Source organism: Pinisolibacter aquiterrae, from assembly GCF_019160155.1.
Classification (GTDB): domain Bacteria; phylum Pseudomonadota; class Alphaproteobacteria; order Rhizobiales; family Ancalomicrobiaceae; genus Pinisolibacter; species Pinisolibacter aquiterrae.
Window position 1 is genome coordinate 82,910 of sequence record NZ_JAFNIH010000042.1, and the last position, 19,381, is coordinate 102,290.

The window sequence follows — 19,381 nt, forward strand, 5'->3', positions numbered from 1 at the left end:
ACGATCCCCTCGTGTCGGCACGACCGCGCGTCGACCAGACGCGCCGTCCGTTCGGTTCGGCCGGTCTCCCGACTGAGGATCCTCCCGCCCCGGCGCCTTCCCGGCCGTGGCCGGTGGCTCGTCCCGCGTCCTGCGGGTGCCGGGGCAGTCCCCCTTCACGGTGTTGGGCACGTCGCGGACTTCCACCGCGTTCCCGATTCTCCCGCTCGCGCGGGCACCGAACCACCCCCTGGATGCCACGAACCGGCGCCGCCGGAAAGAGCCGTCGCGGCCGACACGAAAAGCCCGCCCGGATCGCTCCGGGCGGGTCGGGCCGAGATCGACGTGGCGCGCGGCGATCACTCCGCCGGCGAGACCTCGCCGATCGCGGTGGTCGCCTCGACCGTCACCGGATGCAGCGCCGCGTCGAGCTTCTCGCGGTCGAGCTCGCCTTCCCACCACGCCACCACCACGGTGGCGACGCCGTTGCCGACGAGATTGGTGAGCGCGCGGCATTCCGACATGAACTTGTCGATGCCGAGCACGATCGCCATCCCCGGCACGAGGCGCGGATCGACCACAGCGAGCGTCGCGGCGAGCGTCACGAAGCCGGCGCCGGTGACGCCCGAGGCGCCCTTGGAGGTCAGCATCGCCACCACCAGGATGGTGATCTGTTGCTGGAAGGAGAGATCGAACCCGAGCGCCTGGGCGATGAAGAGCGTCGCCAGGGTCATGTAGATGTTGGTGCCGTCGAGGTTGAACGAATAGCCGGTCGGAACCACCAGACCCACCACCGGCTTGGAACAGCCGGCCCGCTCGAGCTTGGCCATCAGCTGCGGCAACGCGCTCTCCGAGGAGGAGGTGCCGAGCACGACGAGAAGCTCGTCCTTGATGTAGGCGAGGAAGCGGACGATCGAGAAGCCGGCGATCTTGGCGATCGTGCCGAGCACCACGAACACGAACAGCGCGGCGGTGACGTAGAAGGTGGCGATCAGACCGGCGAGATTGCCGAGCGCCTGCGGCCCGAACTTGCCGATCGTATAGGCCATCGCGCCGAAGGCACCGATCGGGGCCGCCTTCATGACGATGCCGATCACCCCGAACACGCCCTGCGCCACGTCGTCGACCAGGGTGCGCACCGGCTTGCCCTTCTCGCCCAGCATCATCAGCGCGAAGCCGAACAGGATCGAGAACAGGAGCACCTGCAGCACGTCGCCGTTGGCGAAGGCGCCCACGACGCTGTCGGGGATGATGTGCAGCACGAAGTCGACGCTCTTGATCTGCTTGTCCGGCGCCACGTATTTCGCCACCGCCGCCGCGTCGGCATGGCCCTGGAAGCCGTGGCCCGGCCCGACCAGATTGCCGATGATCAGACCGATCGCCAGCGCGAAGGTCGAGACGATCTCGAAATAGGCCAGCGCCTTGACGCCGACCCGGCCGACCTTCTTGGCGTCGTCGATATGGGCGATGCCCGACACCACCGTGCAGAAGATGATCGGCGCGATCACCATCTTGATCAGCTTGATGAAGCCGTCGCCCATCGCCTTGACCCACTCGTTGGTGGCGAACTGCGGGAACAGCCAGCCGACCACGGCGCCGAGCACGATGGCGATCAGCACCTGGACATAGAGGATCTGGTGCCAGCTCTTCTTCACTTCGGCCGGCATCTCCGGCAGGACGTGATCGGGCATGTGGACGTGCATGGATAAGTCTCCCCCGTTCGCGCCGATCTCCCCGATCGGCCCGTCGTCTCGCTCTGCGATATCGATGACGCATGCATTTCAGGAGGTCTGCTCCGCATGCCGCGCTGGACCCTTCCGCTAAGGGATGGGACGGCATCGCGGCAATTGCGGTTTTCCGCAGCCGTCGCCGGGGCCTCACCGGGGATGGAATGATTTCAAAGACTTGATGGCAGATGGCCGAGACCTGCGGTTTTCCACCTCCGCAATCCTACGGACGGCGCGGATCGACCTCGCACCGCGAAAAAGAAAAGGGGCGGCGTCTCCGCCACCCCTCGTCCATGGGCTTCCGTTCGATCCGATCAGGGGAAGACGCCGACCGCCTCGAGCCCGAGCGCCTCGTCCCAACCCATCATCACGTTCATGTTCTGGATCGCCTGCCCCGAGGCGCCCTTGACCAGATTGTCGAGGACGCACATGATGATCGCCCGACCCGGCCGCCGATCCTCGAAGACCGAGATGTAGGTCCGGTTCGAGCCGCGCACGTGGCGGGTCTGCGGCACCGTGCCGAAGGGCAGCACCTTCACGAAGGTCTCGCCGGCGAAGCGCGCCTCGAGGATCGCGTGGAGCGAGCGCGGCGTCGCCTCCCCCACCGGCTTGACGTAGATCGTCGCCAGCATGCCCCGGTTCATCGGCACCAGATGCGGCGTGAAGGCGGGGATCACCGGCCGGCCGGCAGCGCGGCTGAAGCCTTCCTCGAGTTCGGCCATGTGGCGGTGGCGTCCGACGCCATAGGCATGGAAGCCCTCGGAGACCTCGGTGAAGAGGTTCGCCTCCTTGGCCGAGCGCCCGGCGCCGGAGACGCCCGACTTGGCGTCGATGACGATCTCGTCCGGATCGATCGCTTGCGCCTCCAGGAGCGGGATCACCGGCAGCTGCGAACAGGTCGTGTAGCAGCCCGGATTGGCCACGAGCCGCGCCTTCGCCACCGCCTCGCGGGCGAATTCGGTGATGCCGTAGACGGCCTCCGCCTGCAGCTCGAGCGCCTGATGGGCGCCGCCATACCAATATTCGTAGGCCGTCGGATCCGACAGACGGAAGTCGGCCGAGAGATCGACGATCTTGATCCGCTTCGGCACCTCCTTCAGCACCGCCTGCGTGGTCGCGTGCGGCAGGGCGCAGAAGACCAGATCGATCCCGTCCCAATCGACTTCGGCGATGGTGATCAGACGCGGCAGATCGATCCCGAAGAACTGCGGGAAGGCCTCGGCGATGGTCGAGCCGGCCTTACGGTCGGCGGTCAGCGCCGCGATGCGCACCTTCGGGTGATTGAGCAGAAAGCGCAGCAGTTCCGCGCCGGTATAGCCGGAGGCACCCAGAATGGCGACGTTGATGGTCTCGGACATGATCGATCCTCGGGAAAGCGAGACGAGCGGTATGACGGATTTCGACGACGAGGGGAAGACGCCCCCTCCGCTCATCGTTCTCGTCGCTTCTCCGCCTCGAGCCCGAGCCAGGTCTGCGCCACCGCCGCCCCGGCGATCGCCGTGAGGTCGGCGTGATCGTAGGGCGGCGCCACCTCGACCACGTCGCCGCCGACGAAGTCGATCCGGCCGAGATCGCGCAGGATACACAGCGCCTCGCGCGAGGTGAGCCCGCCGGCGACCGGCGTCCCCGTCCCCGGCGCGAAGGCCGGGTCGAGACAGTCGATGTCGAAGGTCATGTAGGTCTTCGCCTCCCCGACCCGGGCGTAGATCCGCTCGACCACATCGCGAATGCCCCGCGTCTCGATCTCCCAGCCCCAGACGATTTCGAGACCGCAGTCGCGCGGCGCGTGCGTCCGGATGCCGATCTGGATCGAGCGGGAAGCGTCGATCACCCCGGCCTCGACCCCGCGCCGCACGAACGCCCCGTGATCGGTCCAATGGCCGGGCCCGGCCTCGCCTTCGTCGCCCCAAGTGTCCTGATGGGCGTCGAAATGGACGATGGCGAGCGGCCCGTGCTTTTCGGCATGCGCCACCAGCAAGGGATAGGTCACCGAATGATCGCCGCCGAGCGAGAACAGCTTGGCGCCGGAGGCGAGAATGTCGGAGGCCTGAGCATGGATGCAGTCGTGCGCCAACCACGGCTTGGCGTAGTCCCAGGAGACGTCGCCCCAGTCGACCACCTTCAGGACCTCGAACGGATCCTGATGAAACGGATATTGCGGATCCCCGTCGAGGATCGCCGAGGCGCGGCGGATCGCCTGCGGCCCGAATCGGCTCCCCGTCCGGTTGGAGACCGCCGCGTCGAAGGGAATGCCGAGGATCGCGACGTCGACGCCGTCGAGGTCGCGCGAATACCGCCGCCGCATGAAGGAGAGCGCGCCGCCGTAGGTCGGCTCGGCCGCGCCGCCGGTGGCGGGGCCGAAGACCGCGTTGTCGGTCGGACGCGGACGCAAGGGGTCACCCGTGCCGGCTGCCATGGTCGTGTTTCCTCTCCTCTTTCCCGCCCTCGCGGGTCGTGAGACCATAGCCGAGGCGGCCGGAATTGCCACCATCGCCGACCGCCACCGCGCCCGCGATCGCTCCGCGACGGCGCCACATCGGGAGAGACGACGATGAAGACACTCTCGGCCCTGGCCCTCGCCGTCGCCCTCTGCGCCCTCGCCGCGCCGGCCGAAGCGCAATTGAGCGACCGGGTCTGCGTCGTCTCCGACCCGACCGGCACGCTCCTCAACGTGCGCGAGGAACCGAACGGCCGCATCGTCGGCACCATCGCCAACGGCGTCTGGGTCTGGGTGCGCACCCGCACCACCGCGCGCGGCAAGAGCTGGGCCTATATCCACGATTCCGACATGGCCGGCACCATCGGCGACCCGCTCGGCTGGGTCTTCGACGCCTATCTGAAGTGCCTGTGATCGCGCCCGCCCGGACCACGAAGAGAGCGTCCGGACGACGAAAAAGGGCGGCCCCGCCGGGACCGCCCTTCTCGAATTCGGCTCTGCCGAAACGCCGAGATCAGCGCTTGGAGAACTGGAAGGACCGACGAGCCTTGCGCTTGCCGTACTTCTTGCGCTCGACGACGCGGCTGTCGCGGGTCAGGAAGCCGTAGGGCTTCAGCACGCCGCGCAGCTCGGGCTCGAAATAGGTGAGCGCCTTGGAGATGCCGTGACGCAGAGCGCCCGCCTGGCCCGACAGACCGCCGCCCTCACAGGTGGCGACGATGTCGAACTGGCCGTCGCGATCGGCGGCGAGGATCGGCTGGAGGATCAGCATCTGCAGCACCGGGCGCGCGAAATAGGCGCTGAAGTCCTTGCCGTCGACGGTGATCTTGCCGGTGCCGCGGGTCAGCCAGACGCGAGCGATCGCGTTCTTGCGCTTGCCGGTGGCATAGGCACGGCCGAAGGAATCGACCTTGCGCTCGTGAACCGGGGCGGCGACCGCCTCGGCCTTGACGGCACCGACGGCGGCGCCCAGTTCCTCGAAGGACTGAATATCGGCCATGATCAGACCCTCGCGTTCTTACGGTTGAGAGCAGCGACGTCGATGACCGCCGGCTGCTGGGCCTCGTGCGGATGAGTCTCGCCGGCATAGATCTTGAGGTGCGTCAGCTGCTGACGGGCGAGCGGCCCGCGCGGCAGCATGCGCTGCACGGCCTTCTCGAGCACGCGCTCCGGGAAACGACCCTCGAGGATCTTGCGCGCGGTGCGCTCCTTGATGCCGCCCGGGTAGCCGGTGTGCCAGTAGTAGACCTTGTCGTTGTACTTGTTGCCGGTGAGGACAACCTTGTCGGCGTTGACGACGATGACGTTGTCACCGAGATCGACGTGCGGCGTGAAGGTCGGCAGATGCTTGCCACGCAGACGCATGGCGATCAGCGAAGCCAGACGCCCGACGACGAGCCCCTTGGCGTCGATGAGCACCCACTTCTTTTCGACCTCCGCCGGCTTGGCAGAAAAAGTCTTCATTTTCTTCGTACCTCGTGCCGGTCGAAACGATCCGGCGAAACCCACACCCGACGGGCGCTCGACACCGGAAACGACGATGACGGCCCGAGGGCCGCCGTCTCGCGGCTGGAGATACGCAAGTTCGCCCCCCCTGTCAAGCACCGGGGCGACACTTCAAAAAGGATTAAACCACACGAAAACAACGGCTTGACTTATGCGGTAACATAATAAGAAGAACTTGGTATCATGATACCGCAGATTTTTCGACCTGCGGGATCGAATAGGTCAGGACGGCGTGCGCCACCGGGTCGGTGTCGCCGTCCGAGGTGACGAGACAATCGATCACCACGAGCCGCTTGCCGCGCTTCAAGATCCGCGTCTCGGCGATGAGATCGGTGGGCGCCGGTTTCTTCAGAAAGTTGATGTTGGCCGAGGTCGTGACCGCGAGCCCGACCGGCCCGACAGCCACCAGCACCGCGATGAAGGCGGCGAGATCGACGAGATAGAACTGGACCGGCCCGGAGACCGTCCCACCGGGCCGGAGGTGACGGCCGTCGACCACGAGCCGCACGCGCGTGTGCCGCGCGTCCGCCGCCTCCACGATCGGCGCGCCCATGCCTCCGCTCACCTGAGGGAACTCCCGGGCGATGAAGGCCGTGACCTCCTCCGCCGTCATCGCCGCGCGCGCGCGTCCACCACCCGTCATCTCGTCCCCGTCCCCCAATTCGCGTTTCGACCGACGCTCTTCTTCGGTTAGAATAACGTGACGAATAGGAAAAGAAGAAGCCCTATTGGAGAGGAAGTGCCATGTCGGAAATCGCTGAAATCGCCCCGATCACGATCGTCGACGGCGATGGCCTGCGTCGCATCACCCTGGTCGACGCCAAGCGCCGCAACGCGCTCTCGATGCGCATGATGACCGCCCTCACCGAGGCGATCGCGGCGGCCGGCGCCGATCCGGCGGTACGCGTGGTGATCGTCGCCGCCGAGGGCCCCGCCTTCTCGGCCGGCCACGACCTGAAGGAGCTGACCGCGGCGCGCGCCGACGCCGACCGCGGCCGCGGCTTCTTCACCACCACCATGCGCACCTGCGCGAACCTCATGCTGTCGATCGTGCGCTGCCCGAAGCCGGTGATCGCCGAGGTCGCCGGTGTCGCCACCGCCGCCGGCTGCCAGTTGGTCGCCTCCTGCGACCTCGCCGTCGCCGCCGAGGGCGCGAGCTTCGCCACGCCCGGCGTCCACATCGGCCTCTTCTGCTCGACGCCGATGGTGGCGCTGTCGCGCAACCTCTCGCGCAAACACGCCATGGAGATGCTCCTGACCGGCGCCCCGGTCTCCGCCGCCGAGGCCGCCCGCCTCGGCCTCGTCAATCGCGTCGTCGCCCGCGAGGCCCTGACGGCCGAGACCGAGACCCTCGCCCGGGCGATCGCCTCGAAATCCCCGCTCACCCTGAAGATCGGCAAGGAGGCCTTCTACGCCCAGGCCGAGATGGGCCTCGCCGACGCCTATGAACTGACCGCTCGCGTCATGGTCGAGAACATGCTGATCCGCGACGCCGAGGAAGGCATCTCCGCCTTCGTCGAGAAGCGGACGCCGGTCTGGGAAGGTCGCTGATCGGCCCCGGCTGCGGCCGGAATGCAACGCTCGTCACCGCAGTCGCGCCGGCCGCTCGACGGCGGTCGTCGATCGAGTCATGGTCGGTGTGATCGGCGCCACCACCCGGCGTGCGTGCCGCGCGAGACCCGCCCGTGACCAGCGCCCCCCCGACCCGACTGCCCTCGACCGACGCGACCGAGCCGCTCCCCGCCGACGATCTCCGGACCGGCCCCGTCGACGACCGCCTCTATCTGCGCCCCTTGTGGGTGCTGCCCTGGGCGACGATCCTGCTGGCAGTTGTGCTGATGCTCCTCTACGGGCGCGAGGTGCGTCCGAACGAGCAACGCGCCGCCGTCGCGCTGGTCGGCTTCGCCGTCGTCGGCCTCGCCACGACCGTTCAATGCCTGATGCTGATGGCGATCTCGGCCGCGCGCCACCCGCGCCTACGCCGCCTCGCGATCGACCTCACCACCGCCGTGATCGCCCTCGGCACCACCGCCTTCTACGGCGTGCTCCTCGACGTGCTGATCCGCGACCGCCACGCCCTCCCCGGAGCGCTCCTGAGCCTCGATCCGGTCGTCGACGGCTTCCTCGCCCTCGTCGCGATGGTCGTCTGGGGGATCCTCCTCCTCGTCTTCGTCGCCGGCCTCGGGCTGGTCGACGTCGCCGATGCCCGCGACATCAGGCGCCGCGCCCGGGCCGGTGAGACCGAGGAACTTTCATAGAGGAGATCTATGGAACTTTTTCAGATCATCGATTGGACCGATGATCTGTCGACACCTATCGTCCCCTCCAGTGACACCCGAGAGGACGAGACCATGACCGACACGCGTATGACCACCACCGCCGGCGCGCCCGTCGCCGACAATCAGAACAGCCTGACCATGGGCCATCCCGGGCCGATCGCCCTGCAGGATTGGCAGCTGATCGAGAAGCTGGCGCATCAGAACCGCGAGCGCATCCCCGAGCGCGTGGTCCATGCCAAGGGCTGGGGCGCCTTCGGCACCTTCACCGTGACGAACGACGTCACCGCCTACACCCGCGCCGCGATCTTCGGCGCCGTCGGCAAGACCACAGACGTGCTGATGCGCATGTCGACGGTGGCCGGCGAGATGGGCGCCGCCGACGCCGAACGCGACGTGCGCGGCTTCGCGATCAAGTTCTACACCGAGGAGGGCAACTGGGATCTGGTCGGCAACAACACGCCGGTGTTCTTCATCCGCGATCCCCTCAAGTTCCCCGACTTCATCCACACCCAGAAGCGCCACCCGCGCACCAACCTGCGCTCGCCGACGGCGATGTGGGACTTCTGGTCGCTGTCGCCGGAGAGCCTGCATCAGGTGACGATCCTGTTCTCCGATCGCGGCCTGCCGGTCGCGCCGCAGTACATGAACGGCTACGGCTCCCACACCTATTCGTTCTGGAACGCGGCCGGCGAACGCTTCTGGGTCAAGTTCCACTTCAAGACGATGCAGGGCCACCGCCACTGGACCAACGACGAGGCGGCGCAGGTCGTCGCCCGCTCGCGCGAGAGCTTCCAAGAGGAGTTCCACGGCGCCATCGAGAAGGGCGACTTCCCGCGCTGGAAGATGCAGGTGCAGATCGTGCCCGAGGCCGAGATCGCCCGCTTCGATTTCGATCCCTTCGACCTCACCAAGGTGTGGCCGCATGCCTTGGCGCCGTTGATCGACGTCGGCGTGATCGAGCTGAACCGCAATCCGGAGAACTATTTCGCCGAGATCGAGCAGGCCGCCTTCTCGCCGTCGAACATGGTGCCCGGCATCGGCGCCTCGCCCGACCGCATGCTCCAGGCCCGCATCTTCTCCTATGCGGACGCCCATCGTTACCGGCTCGGCACCCATTACGAGGCGCTGCCGGTGAACGCCCCGAAGTGCCCGGTCCACCACTACCACAAGGACGGCGCCATGCGCTTCTTCGGCTCCACGACCGGCAATGCCGACGCCTATTACGAGCCGAATTCCTTCGGCGGGCCGAAGCAGGATCCCTCCGTCGCCGAACCGCCGCTCGCCGTGACCGGCCCCATGAGCCGTCACGACCACCGCGCCGGCAACGACGACTACGTCCAGCCGCGCGCCCTGTTCGACCTCTTCGACGCCGGCGAGAAGGCCCGGCTCTATGCGAACATCGCCGCCGCCATGGGCGGGGTGCCGCGCGAGATCGTCGAGCGCCAGCTCGCCCATTTCGAGAAGGTGCACCCGGACTATGCCGCCGGCGTCCGCGCCGCCCTCGTAGCGACGATCGCCGCGGAGTGAGGTCGACGGCCTCACGCGAGCGTCGACGAGGACGGCTCCGCCCCGAAACGACGAAGGCCGCGGATCGCTCCGCGGCCTTCGAATGCGTCGGGAAGGACGGTCGCGATCAGCGCGCGCCCTTGACCATCATCATGAACCGGGCCTGTTCGGCCGGATCCTCGCGGAAGACCCCGGTGAATTCGGTGGTCAGGGTCGACACGCCCGCCTTTTGGACGCCGCGCATCGACATGCACATGTGCTCCGCCTCGATCATGATCGCCACGCCGCGCGGACCGAGATAGTCCTCGATGGCGTTGACGATCTGCGCGGTGAGGCTCTCCTGGGTCTGCAGCCGGCGCGCATAGACGTCGACCAGACGGGCGAGCTTCGACAGGCCCACGACCCCCTTGGACGGATAATAGGCGATGTGCGCCTTGCCGACGAAGGGAACCATGTGGTGTTCGCAATGCGAGAAGAACGGAATGTCGCGCACCAGCACGATCGATCCGTATCCCTCGACCTCCTCGAACACACGGTCGAGAACCTCGCCCGCATCCTCGGTGTATCCGCGATAGAGTTCCTCGTAAGCCTTGACCACCCGCTTGGGCGTGTCGATCAGACCCTCGCGGCTCGGATCGTCACCCGCCCAGAGGAGCAGGGTACGCACGGCAGCCTCGGCGTCTTCGCGGCTGGGTCTCGTGACCGGCGCGAACTTCGCGGCGCCCGCCTCACGGCGGGCATCGACGACGGCATCCATGGTTGGTATCTCCCGTTGGTGGAGCACTTCACCCAAATCTACGGTTCCACATGTTGCGCGGATCACCGGATCTGGGATCCCTCTCCGCGTGTCGACGCTCTCCTGCTCCCGTTTCGGGGCATCATGCGGCGATCGCGGTTTCCCAGTATATAATAACTCGATCCGGTTTCGACAGGGCCACGGCGTCGCGGCTTTCCACAATGGTGTGTTCGATGATCGACGACATCTACAACAAGCAGATTCTGGCCCTCGCCCTCGACATTCCGCGCATCGGCCGGCTCGAGCATCCCCAGGCGAGCGTCACCCACCATTCGCGTCTGTGCGGCTCGCGGATCACCGTCGACCTCGTCCTCGACGGCGACCGGGTCGCCGACTACGCCCACGAGGTCAAGGCCTGCGCGCTCGGTCAGTCCTCCGCCTCGATCCTGGCGCGCCACGTCATCGGTGCGACCACCGCCGAGATCCGCGAGGCGCGCGACGCCCTGAAGGCGATGTTGAAGGAGAACGGCCCTCACCCCACCGGCCGTTTCGCCGACCTCGCCCTGCTCAAGCCGGTCCGCGACTACAAGGCCCGCCACACCTCGACGCTGCTCCCCTTCGAGGCGACGGTGGAGGCGATCGAGGAGATCGAGGCGAAGAGCGCGGCCGAGTGACGACGGTCGCGCCGCCCGCCGCTACGCATCCGCCGAACCGGCCGCCTCGAGGCTGGGGGGTCAGTTGCGCGGTGGTTTGATGTCCCCGGGACGGACCGGCTTCATCTTCGGCTCGACGACTTTCTTGCCGGGTTGTTTGAGGGCGCCCCAATAGCAGTGCGCGCCTTCCGCTTCCATGAAGCAGACGCCGTGGCACTTGCGGTTGCACTTCTCCATCGACGAATAGATGCGGTCCGCCCAAGCGGTGCTCGAGACCGAAACCAGCGTCGTCCCGGCGATCATCAGCGTCGCGACCCATGTGCGCATCTTCACTCCCTCCTCGATGGCGAACGTCCCTCCGAACCTCGGTTCGGTTCGAACGCGTCTTGCAGGCCGGTGCCCCGAGGTGTCGACGGCGACCCGGAAGAGAAGTGACGAAATCGATGCGGTCTGCCCGCACCATCGGCCGTGACGTCCGGATCGATGGTCTCCGAGAGTCGGTCACGGGACACGCACCACGTCCATGACCTACGGTATATCATGACTTACGGCATATCCCGTATGCCGTCTTGTCCATCGGCGCCGATGGCCCGTCGGGTCCATCGTTCGTCGGAACCGCGCCGCGTCCCGGCCGGGGTCCGGACAGGACGGCGTCTCCCGGAGCAGGAGCACGCGCCCGTGCCGATCAGATGTCCAGCGCCGCCTCGTCGGCGAAGGCGGCGCGTTCCTGGATGAACGAGAACCGCGCCTCGGGCTTGTTGCCCATCAGCCGCTCGACCGAATCCATCGTCGGCGTCTCGTCGGCGTCGAGGATGTCGACGCGCAGAAGAGTGCGCGTCTTCGGATTCATGGTCGTCTCCTTGAGCTGATTGGGCATCATCTCGCCGAGGCCCTTGAAGCGGCCGAGTTCGGGCTTCTTGTTCTTGAAGATCGTCCGCATCAGCTCGTCGCGATGCGCCTCGTCGCGGGCATAGACCGTCTTGGCGCCGTGGGTCAGCCGATAGAGCGGCGGCACCGCCAGGAAGAGATGGCCGTGGCGGATCAGATTGGGCATCTCGCGCCAGAAGAAGGTGACGAGCAGCGAGGCGATGTGCGCCCCGTCGACGTCGGCGTCGGTCATCACGATGATCTTGTCGTAGCGCAGATCCTCGTCGCGATACTGCGTCCGCATCCCACAACCGAGCGCCTGGACGAGATCGGCGAGTTGCTGGTTGGCCTGGAGCTTGTCGCGGGTCGCCGAGGCGACGTTGAGGATCTTGCCGCGGAGCGGCAGCACCGCCTGATTGGCGCGGTCGCGCGCCTGTTTCGCCGAGCCGCCGGCCGAATCGCCCTCGACGATGAAGAGTTCCGACCCCTGCGCCGCCGAATTGGAGCAGTCCGCGAGCTTGCCCGGCAGGCGCAGTTTGCGCACCGCCGTCTTGCGCTGGACTTCCTTCTCCTGGCGCCGCTTCAGCCGCTCCTCGGCGCGCTCGATGGTCCATTCGAGCAGTTTCGCCGCGTTGGCCGGCGAGGCCGCGATGAAATGATCGAAGGCGTCCTTGATCGCCGTGTCGACGATGCGCGTCGCCTCGGCGGTGGCGAGCTTGTCCTTGGTCTGGCCGACGAATTCCGGCTCGCGGATGAAGACCGAGAGCATCGCCCCGGCCGAGGTCATCACGTCGTCGGTGGTGAGCTGCGCCGCGCGCTTGTTGCCGACGAGATCGGCATAGGACTTGAGCCCGCGCAGCAACGCGAGCCGAAGCCCCGCCTCGTGCGTCCCGCCCTCCGGCGTCGGCACCGTGTTGCAGTAGGACGAGACGAAACCGTCGCCCGCGAACCAGGCCACCGCCCATTCGACCGCGCCGTGACCGGAGGTCTTGGCGGTCTTGCCGGCGAAGACGTCGTCGACGACCAGCCGCTCGTCCTTCAGCCGCTCGGCGAGAAAGTCCTTGAGCCCGCCGGGGAAATGGAAGACCGCCTTGTCGGGAACCGGATCGCTCGCGGCGATGCACTCGGCCGCGCACGACCAGCGGATCTCGACGCCGCCGAAGAGATAGGCCTTCGACCGCGCCATCTTGAAGATGCGCTCCGCCTTGAAGCGGGCGCCCTCGCCGAAGATCTGCGGGTCCGGCCGGAACCGCACGGTCGTGCCGCGCCGGTTCATCACCTCGCCGAGATCCTCGAGCGGGCCCTGCGGCTGTCCCCGCGAGAAGCGCTGGCGCCACAGATGGCGGTTCTTGGCGACCTCGACCTCGAGGAAATCGGAGAGCGCGTTGACCACCGACACGCCGACGCCGTGCAGACCGCCCGAGGTCTCGTAGGCCTTGCCGTCGAACTTGCCGCCCGAATGGAGCATCGTCATGATGACTTCGAGCGCCGATTTCCCCGGAAACTTGGGGTGCGGATCGACCGGGATGCCGCGCCCGTTGTCGGTGATCGTCAGCGTGCCGTCGGCGTCGAGCCGGACGTCGATGTAGGAGGCATGCCCCGCCACCGCCTCGTCCATCGAATTGTCGATCACTTCGGCGAAGAGATGGTGCAGCGCCTTCTCGTCGGTGCCGCCGATGTACATGCCCGGCCGCCGGCGCACCGGCTCGAGCCCCTCCAGCACCTCGATGTGCGAGGCGTCGTAGTCGCTCTCGCCGAGCGTGGCGCGCTTGGCGGCCGTCGCCAGCGCCGCCTTGACCGCGACCGCCTTGGAGGTCGCCGTCTCGCGCTTCGGCGCCACCGGAACCGCTCCCCCGAAGAGATCGTCGTCGCCCATCATTCTGCCCAAATACCCTCTCGCGCGCCTCGCGTCACGAATCACTCGGCATCATGTCACGGAATTCCGCGCCGCGAAAACCCGTGTTCACGACTCGTTCCCTCCGTCCTCCACATATCCACCCCCATGCCGGCCGGAAATCCTCACGGCAACGCTTCGTCCGCCTCCGCCGCCCGTCCGCGGCCATAGGCCCGAGCGGCGATCGCATGCGCTTCCCAGAACACGCGCTCGAGACCCGGATCGACCGGCCCGCAGGCTTCGACCACCGCCGCCGCCCAGTCGACGTAGTCGAGGAGCCGCGCCTCGGTCCAGCCGACCGGCGGCGTGCGCACCAGCGCGCGGAGATTGGAGGTCTTGTCGGCGAGCTTGATCAGCTTGGCGTCGTGCGGCAGGCCCGGCGCGTGCTCGATCTGCGCCGCCTTGCGACGGTCCTTGGAGAGCGTCTTGTCGTCGGTGACGTACATCACCAGCTCGGCGACGCGCGGCCCGAATTCCGTCACCAGCTGCGCCTCGGTGACGCCGACGTCCTCGACCGTGTCGTGGAGGAGCGCCGCGATCACCACCTCGATCGGGCCGGGTTCGTCGGCATGGGCCACCAGTTCGGCGACCTCGAGCAGATGATTGACGTAGGGCTCGGCGTCGATGCCCTTGCGCTGCTGATCCTTGTGCGCCCTCGCCGCCCAATGCGCGGCATGGCTCAGCCGCGCGATGGCGTGAGGAACGGGGCTCGTCGGGCGCGGCGTCATGGGCGGATCTCGGGTTTCGGCTGCATCGCGCCGAAACTTGGGATAAGTCTCGGTCTCATGGTGCATCGCACCGGAAACTGACCCGATCGGCCCGATCACGCAACCGCCATGTGCCTCCGCTGCCGCATTCCCTTGCGATATGCCTCTCCCGACGAGCGTTCCGGCGCGGCGGCGACCCCGCGCGGGCGCCCGCTCGAACCGCTCGCCGCCTCGTGGAAGCGGCCGCACGTGCTTCTGGCGCGCCTGCTCGTGCGCGCCTATCGGCTGACGTTTTCCGCCTTCATGGGCCGCACCTGCCGTTATTTCCCCACCTGTTCGGAATATACGGAGGAGGCGATCGCCACCTACGGTCTGTGGGCCGGCTTCTGGATCGGGCTCGCCCGGATTCTCAGATGCCACCCCTGGGGTCCGAACGGCCTCGACCCGATTCCGGAGCAATTGCCTCCCGATTCGCGCTGGTATATGCCCTGGCGCTACGGCCGCTGGACCGGCGACCACATCACCACACGCCTCTGAGGAGGCGTCACATCCCCCCTCGCTTACCCGGGTTGTTGCCGGGAGTGAGCCCACGAGGAGCTGCTGCCCCATGATCTCGATCACCTTCCCCGATGGCGCGTCCCGATCCTTCGAAGCCGGCGTCACCGGCCGCGAAGTCGCAGAATCGATCGCCAAGTCGCTCGCCAAGAAGTGCCTCGCGATGGAGGTCGACGGTGTCGAGACCGACCTCTCCGATCCGATCAGCCGCGACGCGCGCCTGCGCTTCATCACCAAGGACGACACCGCGCAAGCGCTCGAGCTGATCCGCCACGACGCCGCCCACGTGATGGCGGAAGCGGTCCAGGAGCTCTTCCCCGGCACCCAGGTGACCATCGGCCCGTCGATCGAGAACGGCTTCTATTACGACTTCTACCGGGTCGACGCCGACGGCGCTCCGAAGCCCTTCGCGGTCGACGATCTCCCGGCGATCGAGGCCAAGATGCGCGAGATCATCGCCCGCAACGCCGCCTTCACCAAGGAGGTGATGCCGCGCGAGGAGGCCAAGCGCCGCTTCGCCGCCATGGGCGAGACCTTCAAGGTCGAGCTGATCGACGCCATCCCCGGCGACGAGCCGATCAAGATCTATACCCAGGGCCAGTGGTTCGACCTCTGCCGTGGCCCCCATCTGCCCTCGACCGGCTTCATCGGCACCTCCTTCAAGCTGATGAAGGTGGCCGGCGCCTATTGGCGCGGCGATGCGAACAATCCGATGCTGTCGCGCATCTACGGCACCGCCTGGCTGAACGACAAGGACCTCGCCGCCTATCTCACCATGCTCGAGGAGGCCGAGAAGCGCGATCATCGCCGCCTCGGCCGCGAGATGGACCTCTTCCACTTCCAAGAGGAAGGACCGGGCGTCGTCTTCTGGCATTCCAAGGGCTGGTCGCTGTTCCAGAGCCTCACCGCCTACATGCGCCGGCGTCTCGTCGAGGACTACCAGGAGGTCAACGCCCCCCAGGTGCTCGACAAGGTCCTCTGGGAGACCTCCGGTCACTGGGGCTGGTACAAGGAGAGCATGTTCCAGGTGGAGTCCGCCGGTGACGAGACCGAGGACAAGCGCATCTTCGCGCTGAAGCCGATGAACTGCCCCGGCCATCTCCAGATCTTCAAGCACGGCTTGAAGTCCTACCGCGAACTGCCGATGCGATTGGCCGAATTCGGCCTCGTCCATCGCTACGAGGCCTCCGGCGCCATGCACGGGCTGATGCGCGTGCGCGGCTTCACCCAGGACGACGCCCACATCTTCTGCACCGAGGCTCAGATGGCCGAGGAATGCATGAAGATCAACGACCTGATCCTCTCGGTCTATTCCGACTTCGGCTTCGACGAGATCACCGTCAAGCTCTCGACCCGGCCCGACAAGCGCGTCGGCTCCGACGCGCTGTGGGATCACGCCGAGGAGGTCATGGGCAAGGTGCTGGAGGAGATCGCGGCCCAGTCCGGCGGACGCATCAAGACCGCGATCAACCCCGGCGAGGGCGCCTTCTACGGCCCGAAGTTCGAATACACCCTGCGCGACGCGATCGGCCGCGAATGGCAGTGCGGCACCACCCAGGTCGACTTCAACCTGCCGGAGCGCTTCGGCGCCTTCTACGTCGACGCCGACGGATCGAAGAAGGCCCCGGTGATGATCCATCGCGCCATCTGCGGCTCGATGGAGCGTTTCCTCGGCATCCTGATCGAGAACTACGCGGGCCACTTCCCGCTGTGGCTGGCGCCGACCCAGGTGATGGTGACCACCATCACCTCCGACGCCGACGCCTATGCGGCCGAGGTCCACAAGAAGCTGCGCAAGGCCGGCTTCCGCGCCGAGGTCGATCTCCGGAACGAGAAGATCAACTACAAGGTCCGCGAACACTCGCTCGCCAAGATCCCGGTCATCCTGGTCTGCGGCAAGCGCGAGGCCGAGGAGGGCACCGTCGCGGTGCGCCGTCTCGGCTCCCAGGCCAACACGGTGAAGCCCCTCGCCGAGGTGATCGTCGAGCTGACCGAGGAAGCGGTGCCGCCCGACGTGAAGCGCGAGCGCGCAGACGCCTGAGGCGAACGATCCGAACCAACCGAAGGGCGCCGATGGCGCCCTTCGTCGCATCCGAGGGTGGCCTCGCGCCCCGCTGCCGCGCGGATGAGCCGAGACGCGACGTCGAAAAAGTTCGACTTGTCATATATGTTCAAAGGTCCGTCAGTCCGAGGGGCGCGGCGCATCGAATGCGTCGACCACCCGCCGTCTCGCCCGCCTTCCGCGTCGCGAGCGTGCCCCACGAAGAGAGGATCCGAACCGTGACCCGGACCATCGCCATACCCTCCGACGCCCCCGGCGGCCTCACCGCTTCGATCTCCGCGCATTTCGGCCATTGCGACGTCTTCACCCTGGTCGAGATCGACGACGGGCGGATCCTCGGAACCTCGCTTCTCGCCCCACCCGACCACGACCACGGCGGTTGCCTCGCGCCCGTGGCGGCGCTCGCCGAGGCCGGCGTCTCGGCGATCGTCACCGGCGGCATGGGCGTTCGTCCGCGGATGGGCTTCCTGGACGCCGGGATCGATCCCTATTTCGCCGAGGACTGCGCCGACGTCGACGACGCCGCGCGTGCCTTCGCGGCCGGTGAACTGCCCGCCTTCGCCCGGAACCGCAGCTGTGGCGGCGGCGGCGAAACGGGCTGTTGCGGGGGACACGACCACGGCTGACCCGGCCGAGGTTCTCCTCTCGTGCACCGACCACGGCCTTGACCCGCGCGGGAGCGGCGCCTAATCGACTCCCATGACCGAAACCGCCTTCTTCCCCGCCCCCGCCGGCGATGCCGACGCCCTCGAGATGGGCACGACCCTGATGCCGCGTTTCGGCGCCGACGGCCTCGTCACGGCGGTCGTCGTCGACGTCGCGACCCGCGACGTCGTGATGCTCGCCCACATGACCGCCGAGGCGCTGGCGAAGACCATCGAAACCGGCGTCGCCACCTATTGGAGCCGCTCGCGGAAATCGCTCTGGGTCAAGGGCGAGACCTCCGGCAACCGCCAACTGGTGAAGCGCCTGCGCGTCGACTGCGATCAGGACGCGGTCGTGCTCGAGGTCGCGGTCGAGGGCCACGGCGCCTCGTGCCATCGCGGCTTTCATTCCTGCTTCTATCGTGAGGTGCCGGTAGGCCACCCCGGCGCCCCCCTCGCCTTCGTCGAGAGTGATCCCGCCTTCGATCCGAAGGCGGTCTACGGCACCGCCTCCGGCCACGCCCATGGCCCCGGCTGCGGCTGCGACGACGAGGCGTGAGGCGACCGTCATCGGGGCTTCATCGTCGCGGAGGAAACGGAACGTTCCCTTCGACCCGGAGCCTCCCATGTCGCCTCAGCCCCCCGCCGCTCGCCGTCCCTCCTGGTCGCTCGCCGGCGGGCGCGTCCTCGCCGACGGCCGGCTCGACGCGGCGACGCTCACCCTCGCCGAGGGCCGCATCGCCGACGGAGCCGGCGCCACCGACCGCCGCTTCGACGCGACCGACCTCCTGGTGCTGCCCGGCATCGTCGACGTCCACGGCGACGCCTTCGAACGCCAGCTGATGCCGCGCCCCGGTGTCGGCTTCGACCTCGCCACCGCGCTCTTCGACACCGATCGCCAGATGCTGGCGAACGGCATCACCACCGCCTTTCATGGCGTCACCTGGTCGTGGGAACCGGGCCTGCGCGGCGCCGAGAACGCCCGCGCCCTGCTCGACGCCCTGGAAACGCTAGGCCCCGACCTCCTCGTCGACACCCGCTATCACCTGCGCCACGAGACCTACAATCTCGACGGCGAGGCCGAGATCCTCGAATGGATCGCCGCGCGCCGCATCGGCTGCCTCGCCTTCAACGACCACACCACCGGCATGGCCAAATATCGCGGCAAGCCGGAGAAACTCGCCAAAATGATCGAGCGCTCGGGCCTCGACCCGCGCGATTTCCTCGCCCTGGTCGAGGACGTCCACGCCCGCGAGCCCGCCGTCGCGCCCTCGGTCGAGCGCCTCGCCGCCGCCGCCCGGGAAGCCTCGATCCCCATGCTCTCCCACGACGACATGTCGCCGGACATGCGCCGCTGGTATCGCGGCCTCGGCGTCGCCGTCGCCGAATTCCCGATCGACGAGCCGACCGCCCGCGAGGCCGTGGCGATGGGCGAGGCGACCGTCTTCGGCGCCCCCAACGTGGTGCGCGGCGGCAGCCACACCGGCTGCCCCGCCGCCGCCGACATGGTGGCGAAGGATCTCTGCGCCATCCTCGCCTCGGACTATTTCTACCCCGCCCTCGCCGCCGCCCCGTTCCGCCTCGCCGCCGACGGCGTCCGCCCGATCGAGACCGCCTGGGACCTCGTCTCGGCCAACCCCGCCCGCGCCTTCGGCCTCGACGATCGCGGCCGCCTCGACGACGGCCTGCGCGCCGACGTGATCGCCGTCGAGGCCCGCCCCGGCCGTCCGCCCCGCGTCGTCGCCACCTTCGTCGAAGGCCGCCTCGCCCATTGCGCCGACGGCGCCCGCATCGGCTGACGCATGCGCCCTGAAATTCCGCCGCACGTT

The 19,381-nt window shown here is 67.7% G+C and carries 20 protein-coding genes and 1 riboswitch; of the genes, 10 read left to right on the forward strand and 10 right to left on the reverse strand.

Annotated features, from left to right (window positions below; all coding sequences use genetic code 11):
* Positions 1-41 precede the first annotated feature (41 nt).
* Positions 42-237, reverse strand: a riboswitch (cobalamin riboswitch).
* 101 nt (positions 238-338) lie between these two features.
* The 3 genes from J3S89_RS18110 to speB all read right to left on the reverse strand — a co-directional run bounded on the left by J3S89_RS18110 (position 339) and on the right by speB (position 4,122).
* The gene (locus J3S89_RS18110) at positions 339-1,670 is read right to left on the reverse strand and encodes a dicarboxylate/amino acid:cation symporter (protein WP_420801348.1); all 1,332 of its coding nucleotides are present in this window, start codon (positions 1,668-1,670) and stop codon (positions 339-341) included.
* 350 nt (positions 1,671-2,020) lie between these two features.
* Positions 2,021-3,064 (reverse strand): N-acetyl-gamma-glutamyl-phosphate reductase, encoded by a 1,044-nt coding sequence (gene argC, locus J3S89_RS18115; protein ID WP_217929296.1) that lies wholly within the window; start codon positions 3,062-3,064, stop codon positions 2,021-2,023.
* 71 nt (positions 3,065-3,135) lie between these two features.
* On the reverse strand, positions 3,136-4,122 hold the full coding sequence (gene speB, locus J3S89_RS18120) for an agmatinase (protein ID WP_217929297.1): 987 nt from the start codon (positions 4,120-4,122) through the stop codon (positions 3,136-3,138).
* 135 nt (positions 4,123-4,257) lie between these two features.
* Here speB and J3S89_RS18125 point away from each other — a divergent pair, with 135 nt between their 5' ends.
* The gene (locus J3S89_RS18125; protein WP_217929298.1) at positions 4,258-4,557 is read left to right on the forward strand and encodes an SH3 domain-containing protein; all 300 of its coding nucleotides are present in this window, start codon (positions 4,258-4,260) and stop codon (positions 4,555-4,557) included.
* Positions 4,558-4,657: 100 nt separating this feature from the next.
* On the opposite strand, the gene rpsI is transcribed toward J3S89_RS18125, so the two are convergent.
* The 3 genes from rpsI to J3S89_RS18140 form a co-directional block, all read right to left on the reverse strand.
* Entirely contained in the window at positions 4,658-5,143 is a 486-nt protein-coding gene (gene rpsI, locus J3S89_RS18130) for a 30S ribosomal protein S9 (RefSeq protein WP_217929299.1), read from the reverse strand.
* 2 nt (positions 5,144-5,145) lie between these two features.
* Positions 5,146-5,607: a 50S ribosomal protein L13 gene (gene rplM / locus J3S89_RS18135; RefSeq protein ID WP_217929300.1), complete on the reverse strand. Its 462-nt coding sequence runs from the start codon at positions 5,605-5,607 to the stop codon at positions 5,146-5,148.
* Between the two features lie 223 nt (positions 5,608-5,830).
* A complete protein-coding gene (locus J3S89_RS18140; protein WP_217929302.1) occupies positions 5,831-6,292 on the reverse strand; it encodes a PaaI family thioesterase in 462 nt (153 codons plus the stop codon).
* Positions 6,293-6,393: 101 nt separating this feature from the next.
* Between J3S89_RS18140 and J3S89_RS18145 the strand changes: the two genes are divergently transcribed.
* The 3 genes from J3S89_RS18145 (at position 6,394) to J3S89_RS18155 (ending at position 9,455) form a co-directional block, all read left to right on the forward strand.
* Positions 6,394-7,200 (forward strand): enoyl-CoA hydratase, encoded by an 807-nt coding sequence (locus J3S89_RS18145; protein WP_217929304.1) that lies wholly within the window; start codon positions 6,394-6,396, stop codon positions 7,198-7,200.
* A 134-nt stretch (positions 7,201-7,334) separates the two neighbouring features.
* Positions 7,335-7,907: a hypothetical protein gene (locus J3S89_RS18150; RefSeq protein ID WP_217929306.1), complete on the forward strand. Its 573-nt coding sequence runs from the start codon at positions 7,335-7,337 to the stop codon at positions 7,905-7,907.
* 93 nt (positions 7,908-8,000) lie between these two features.
* Complete coding sequence (locus J3S89_RS18155; RefSeq protein ID WP_217929307.1) at positions 8,001-9,455, forward strand: catalase; 1,455 nt, start codon at positions 8,001-8,003, stop codon at positions 9,453-9,455.
* 106 nt (positions 9,456-9,561) lie between these two features.
* Here J3S89_RS18155 and folE read toward each other — a convergent pair whose 3' ends face one another.
* Entirely contained in the window at positions 9,562-10,191 is a 630-nt protein-coding gene (gene folE, locus J3S89_RS18160; protein WP_217929308.1) for a GTP cyclohydrolase I FolE, read from the reverse strand.
* Between the two features lie 212 nt (positions 10,192-10,403).
* On the opposite strand from folE, the gene J3S89_RS18165 reads away from it, so the two are divergent.
* Positions 10,404-10,844: an iron-sulfur cluster assembly scaffold protein gene (locus tag J3S89_RS18165; protein WP_217929309.1), complete on the forward strand. Its 441-nt coding sequence runs from the start codon at positions 10,404-10,406 to the stop codon at positions 10,842-10,844.
* A 60-nt stretch (positions 10,845-10,904) separates the two neighbouring features.
* Here J3S89_RS18165 and J3S89_RS18170 read toward each other — a convergent pair whose 3' ends face one another.
* From J3S89_RS18170 to J3S89_RS18180, 3 genes are all read right to left on the reverse strand, one after another.
* Positions 10,905-11,150 carry a hypothetical protein gene (locus J3S89_RS18170; RefSeq protein WP_217929310.1) on the reverse strand — a complete coding sequence of 82 codons (246 nt, stop codon included), beginning with the start codon at positions 11,148-11,150 and terminating at the stop codon, positions 10,905-10,907.
* 358 nt (positions 11,151-11,508) lie between these two features.
* Entirely contained in the window at positions 11,509-13,569 is a 2,061-nt protein-coding gene (parE, locus tag J3S89_RS18175; RefSeq protein ID WP_217929394.1) for a DNA topoisomerase IV subunit B, read from the reverse strand.
* Positions 13,570-13,709: 140 nt separating this feature from the next.
* Positions 13,710-14,312 (reverse strand): HD domain-containing protein, encoded by a 603-nt coding sequence (locus J3S89_RS18180; protein WP_217929311.1) that lies wholly within the window; start codon positions 14,310-14,312, stop codon positions 13,710-13,712.
* Positions 14,313-14,420: 108 nt separating this feature from the next.
* Here J3S89_RS18180 and yidD point away from each other — a divergent pair, with 108 nt between their 5' ends.
* The 5 genes from yidD to J3S89_RS18205 all read left to right on the forward strand — a co-directional run bounded on the left by yidD (position 14,421) and on the right by J3S89_RS18205 (position 19,351).
* Positions 14,421-14,828: a membrane protein insertion efficiency factor YidD gene (yidD, locus tag J3S89_RS23215; protein WP_217929312.1), complete on the forward strand. Its 408-nt coding sequence runs from the start codon at positions 14,421-14,423 to the stop codon at positions 14,826-14,828.
* 70 nt (positions 14,829-14,898) lie between these two features.
* Positions 14,899-16,887, forward strand: a complete 1,989-nt coding sequence (gene thrS, locus J3S89_RS18190; RefSeq protein WP_217929313.1) for a threonine--tRNA ligase — start codon at positions 14,899-14,901, stop codon at positions 16,885-16,887.
* Positions 16,888-17,126: 239 nt separating this feature from the next.
* The gene (locus J3S89_RS18195) at positions 17,127-17,534 is read left to right on the forward strand and encodes a NifB/NifX family molybdenum-iron cluster-binding protein (RefSeq protein WP_217929315.1); all 408 of its coding nucleotides are present in this window, start codon (positions 17,127-17,129) and stop codon (positions 17,532-17,534) included.
* Positions 17,535-17,607: 73 nt separating this feature from the next.
* Entirely contained in the window at positions 17,608-18,111 is a 504-nt protein-coding gene (hisI, locus tag J3S89_RS18200; RefSeq protein ID WP_217929316.1) for a phosphoribosyl-AMP cyclohydrolase, read from the forward strand.
* A 67-nt stretch (positions 18,112-18,178) separates the two neighbouring features.
* Positions 18,179-19,351 (forward strand): alpha-D-ribose 1-methylphosphonate 5-triphosphate diphosphatase, encoded by a 1,173-nt coding sequence (locus tag J3S89_RS18205; protein ID WP_217929317.1) that lies wholly within the window; start codon positions 18,179-18,181, stop codon positions 19,349-19,351.
* Positions 19,352-19,381: the final 30 nt, after the last annotated feature.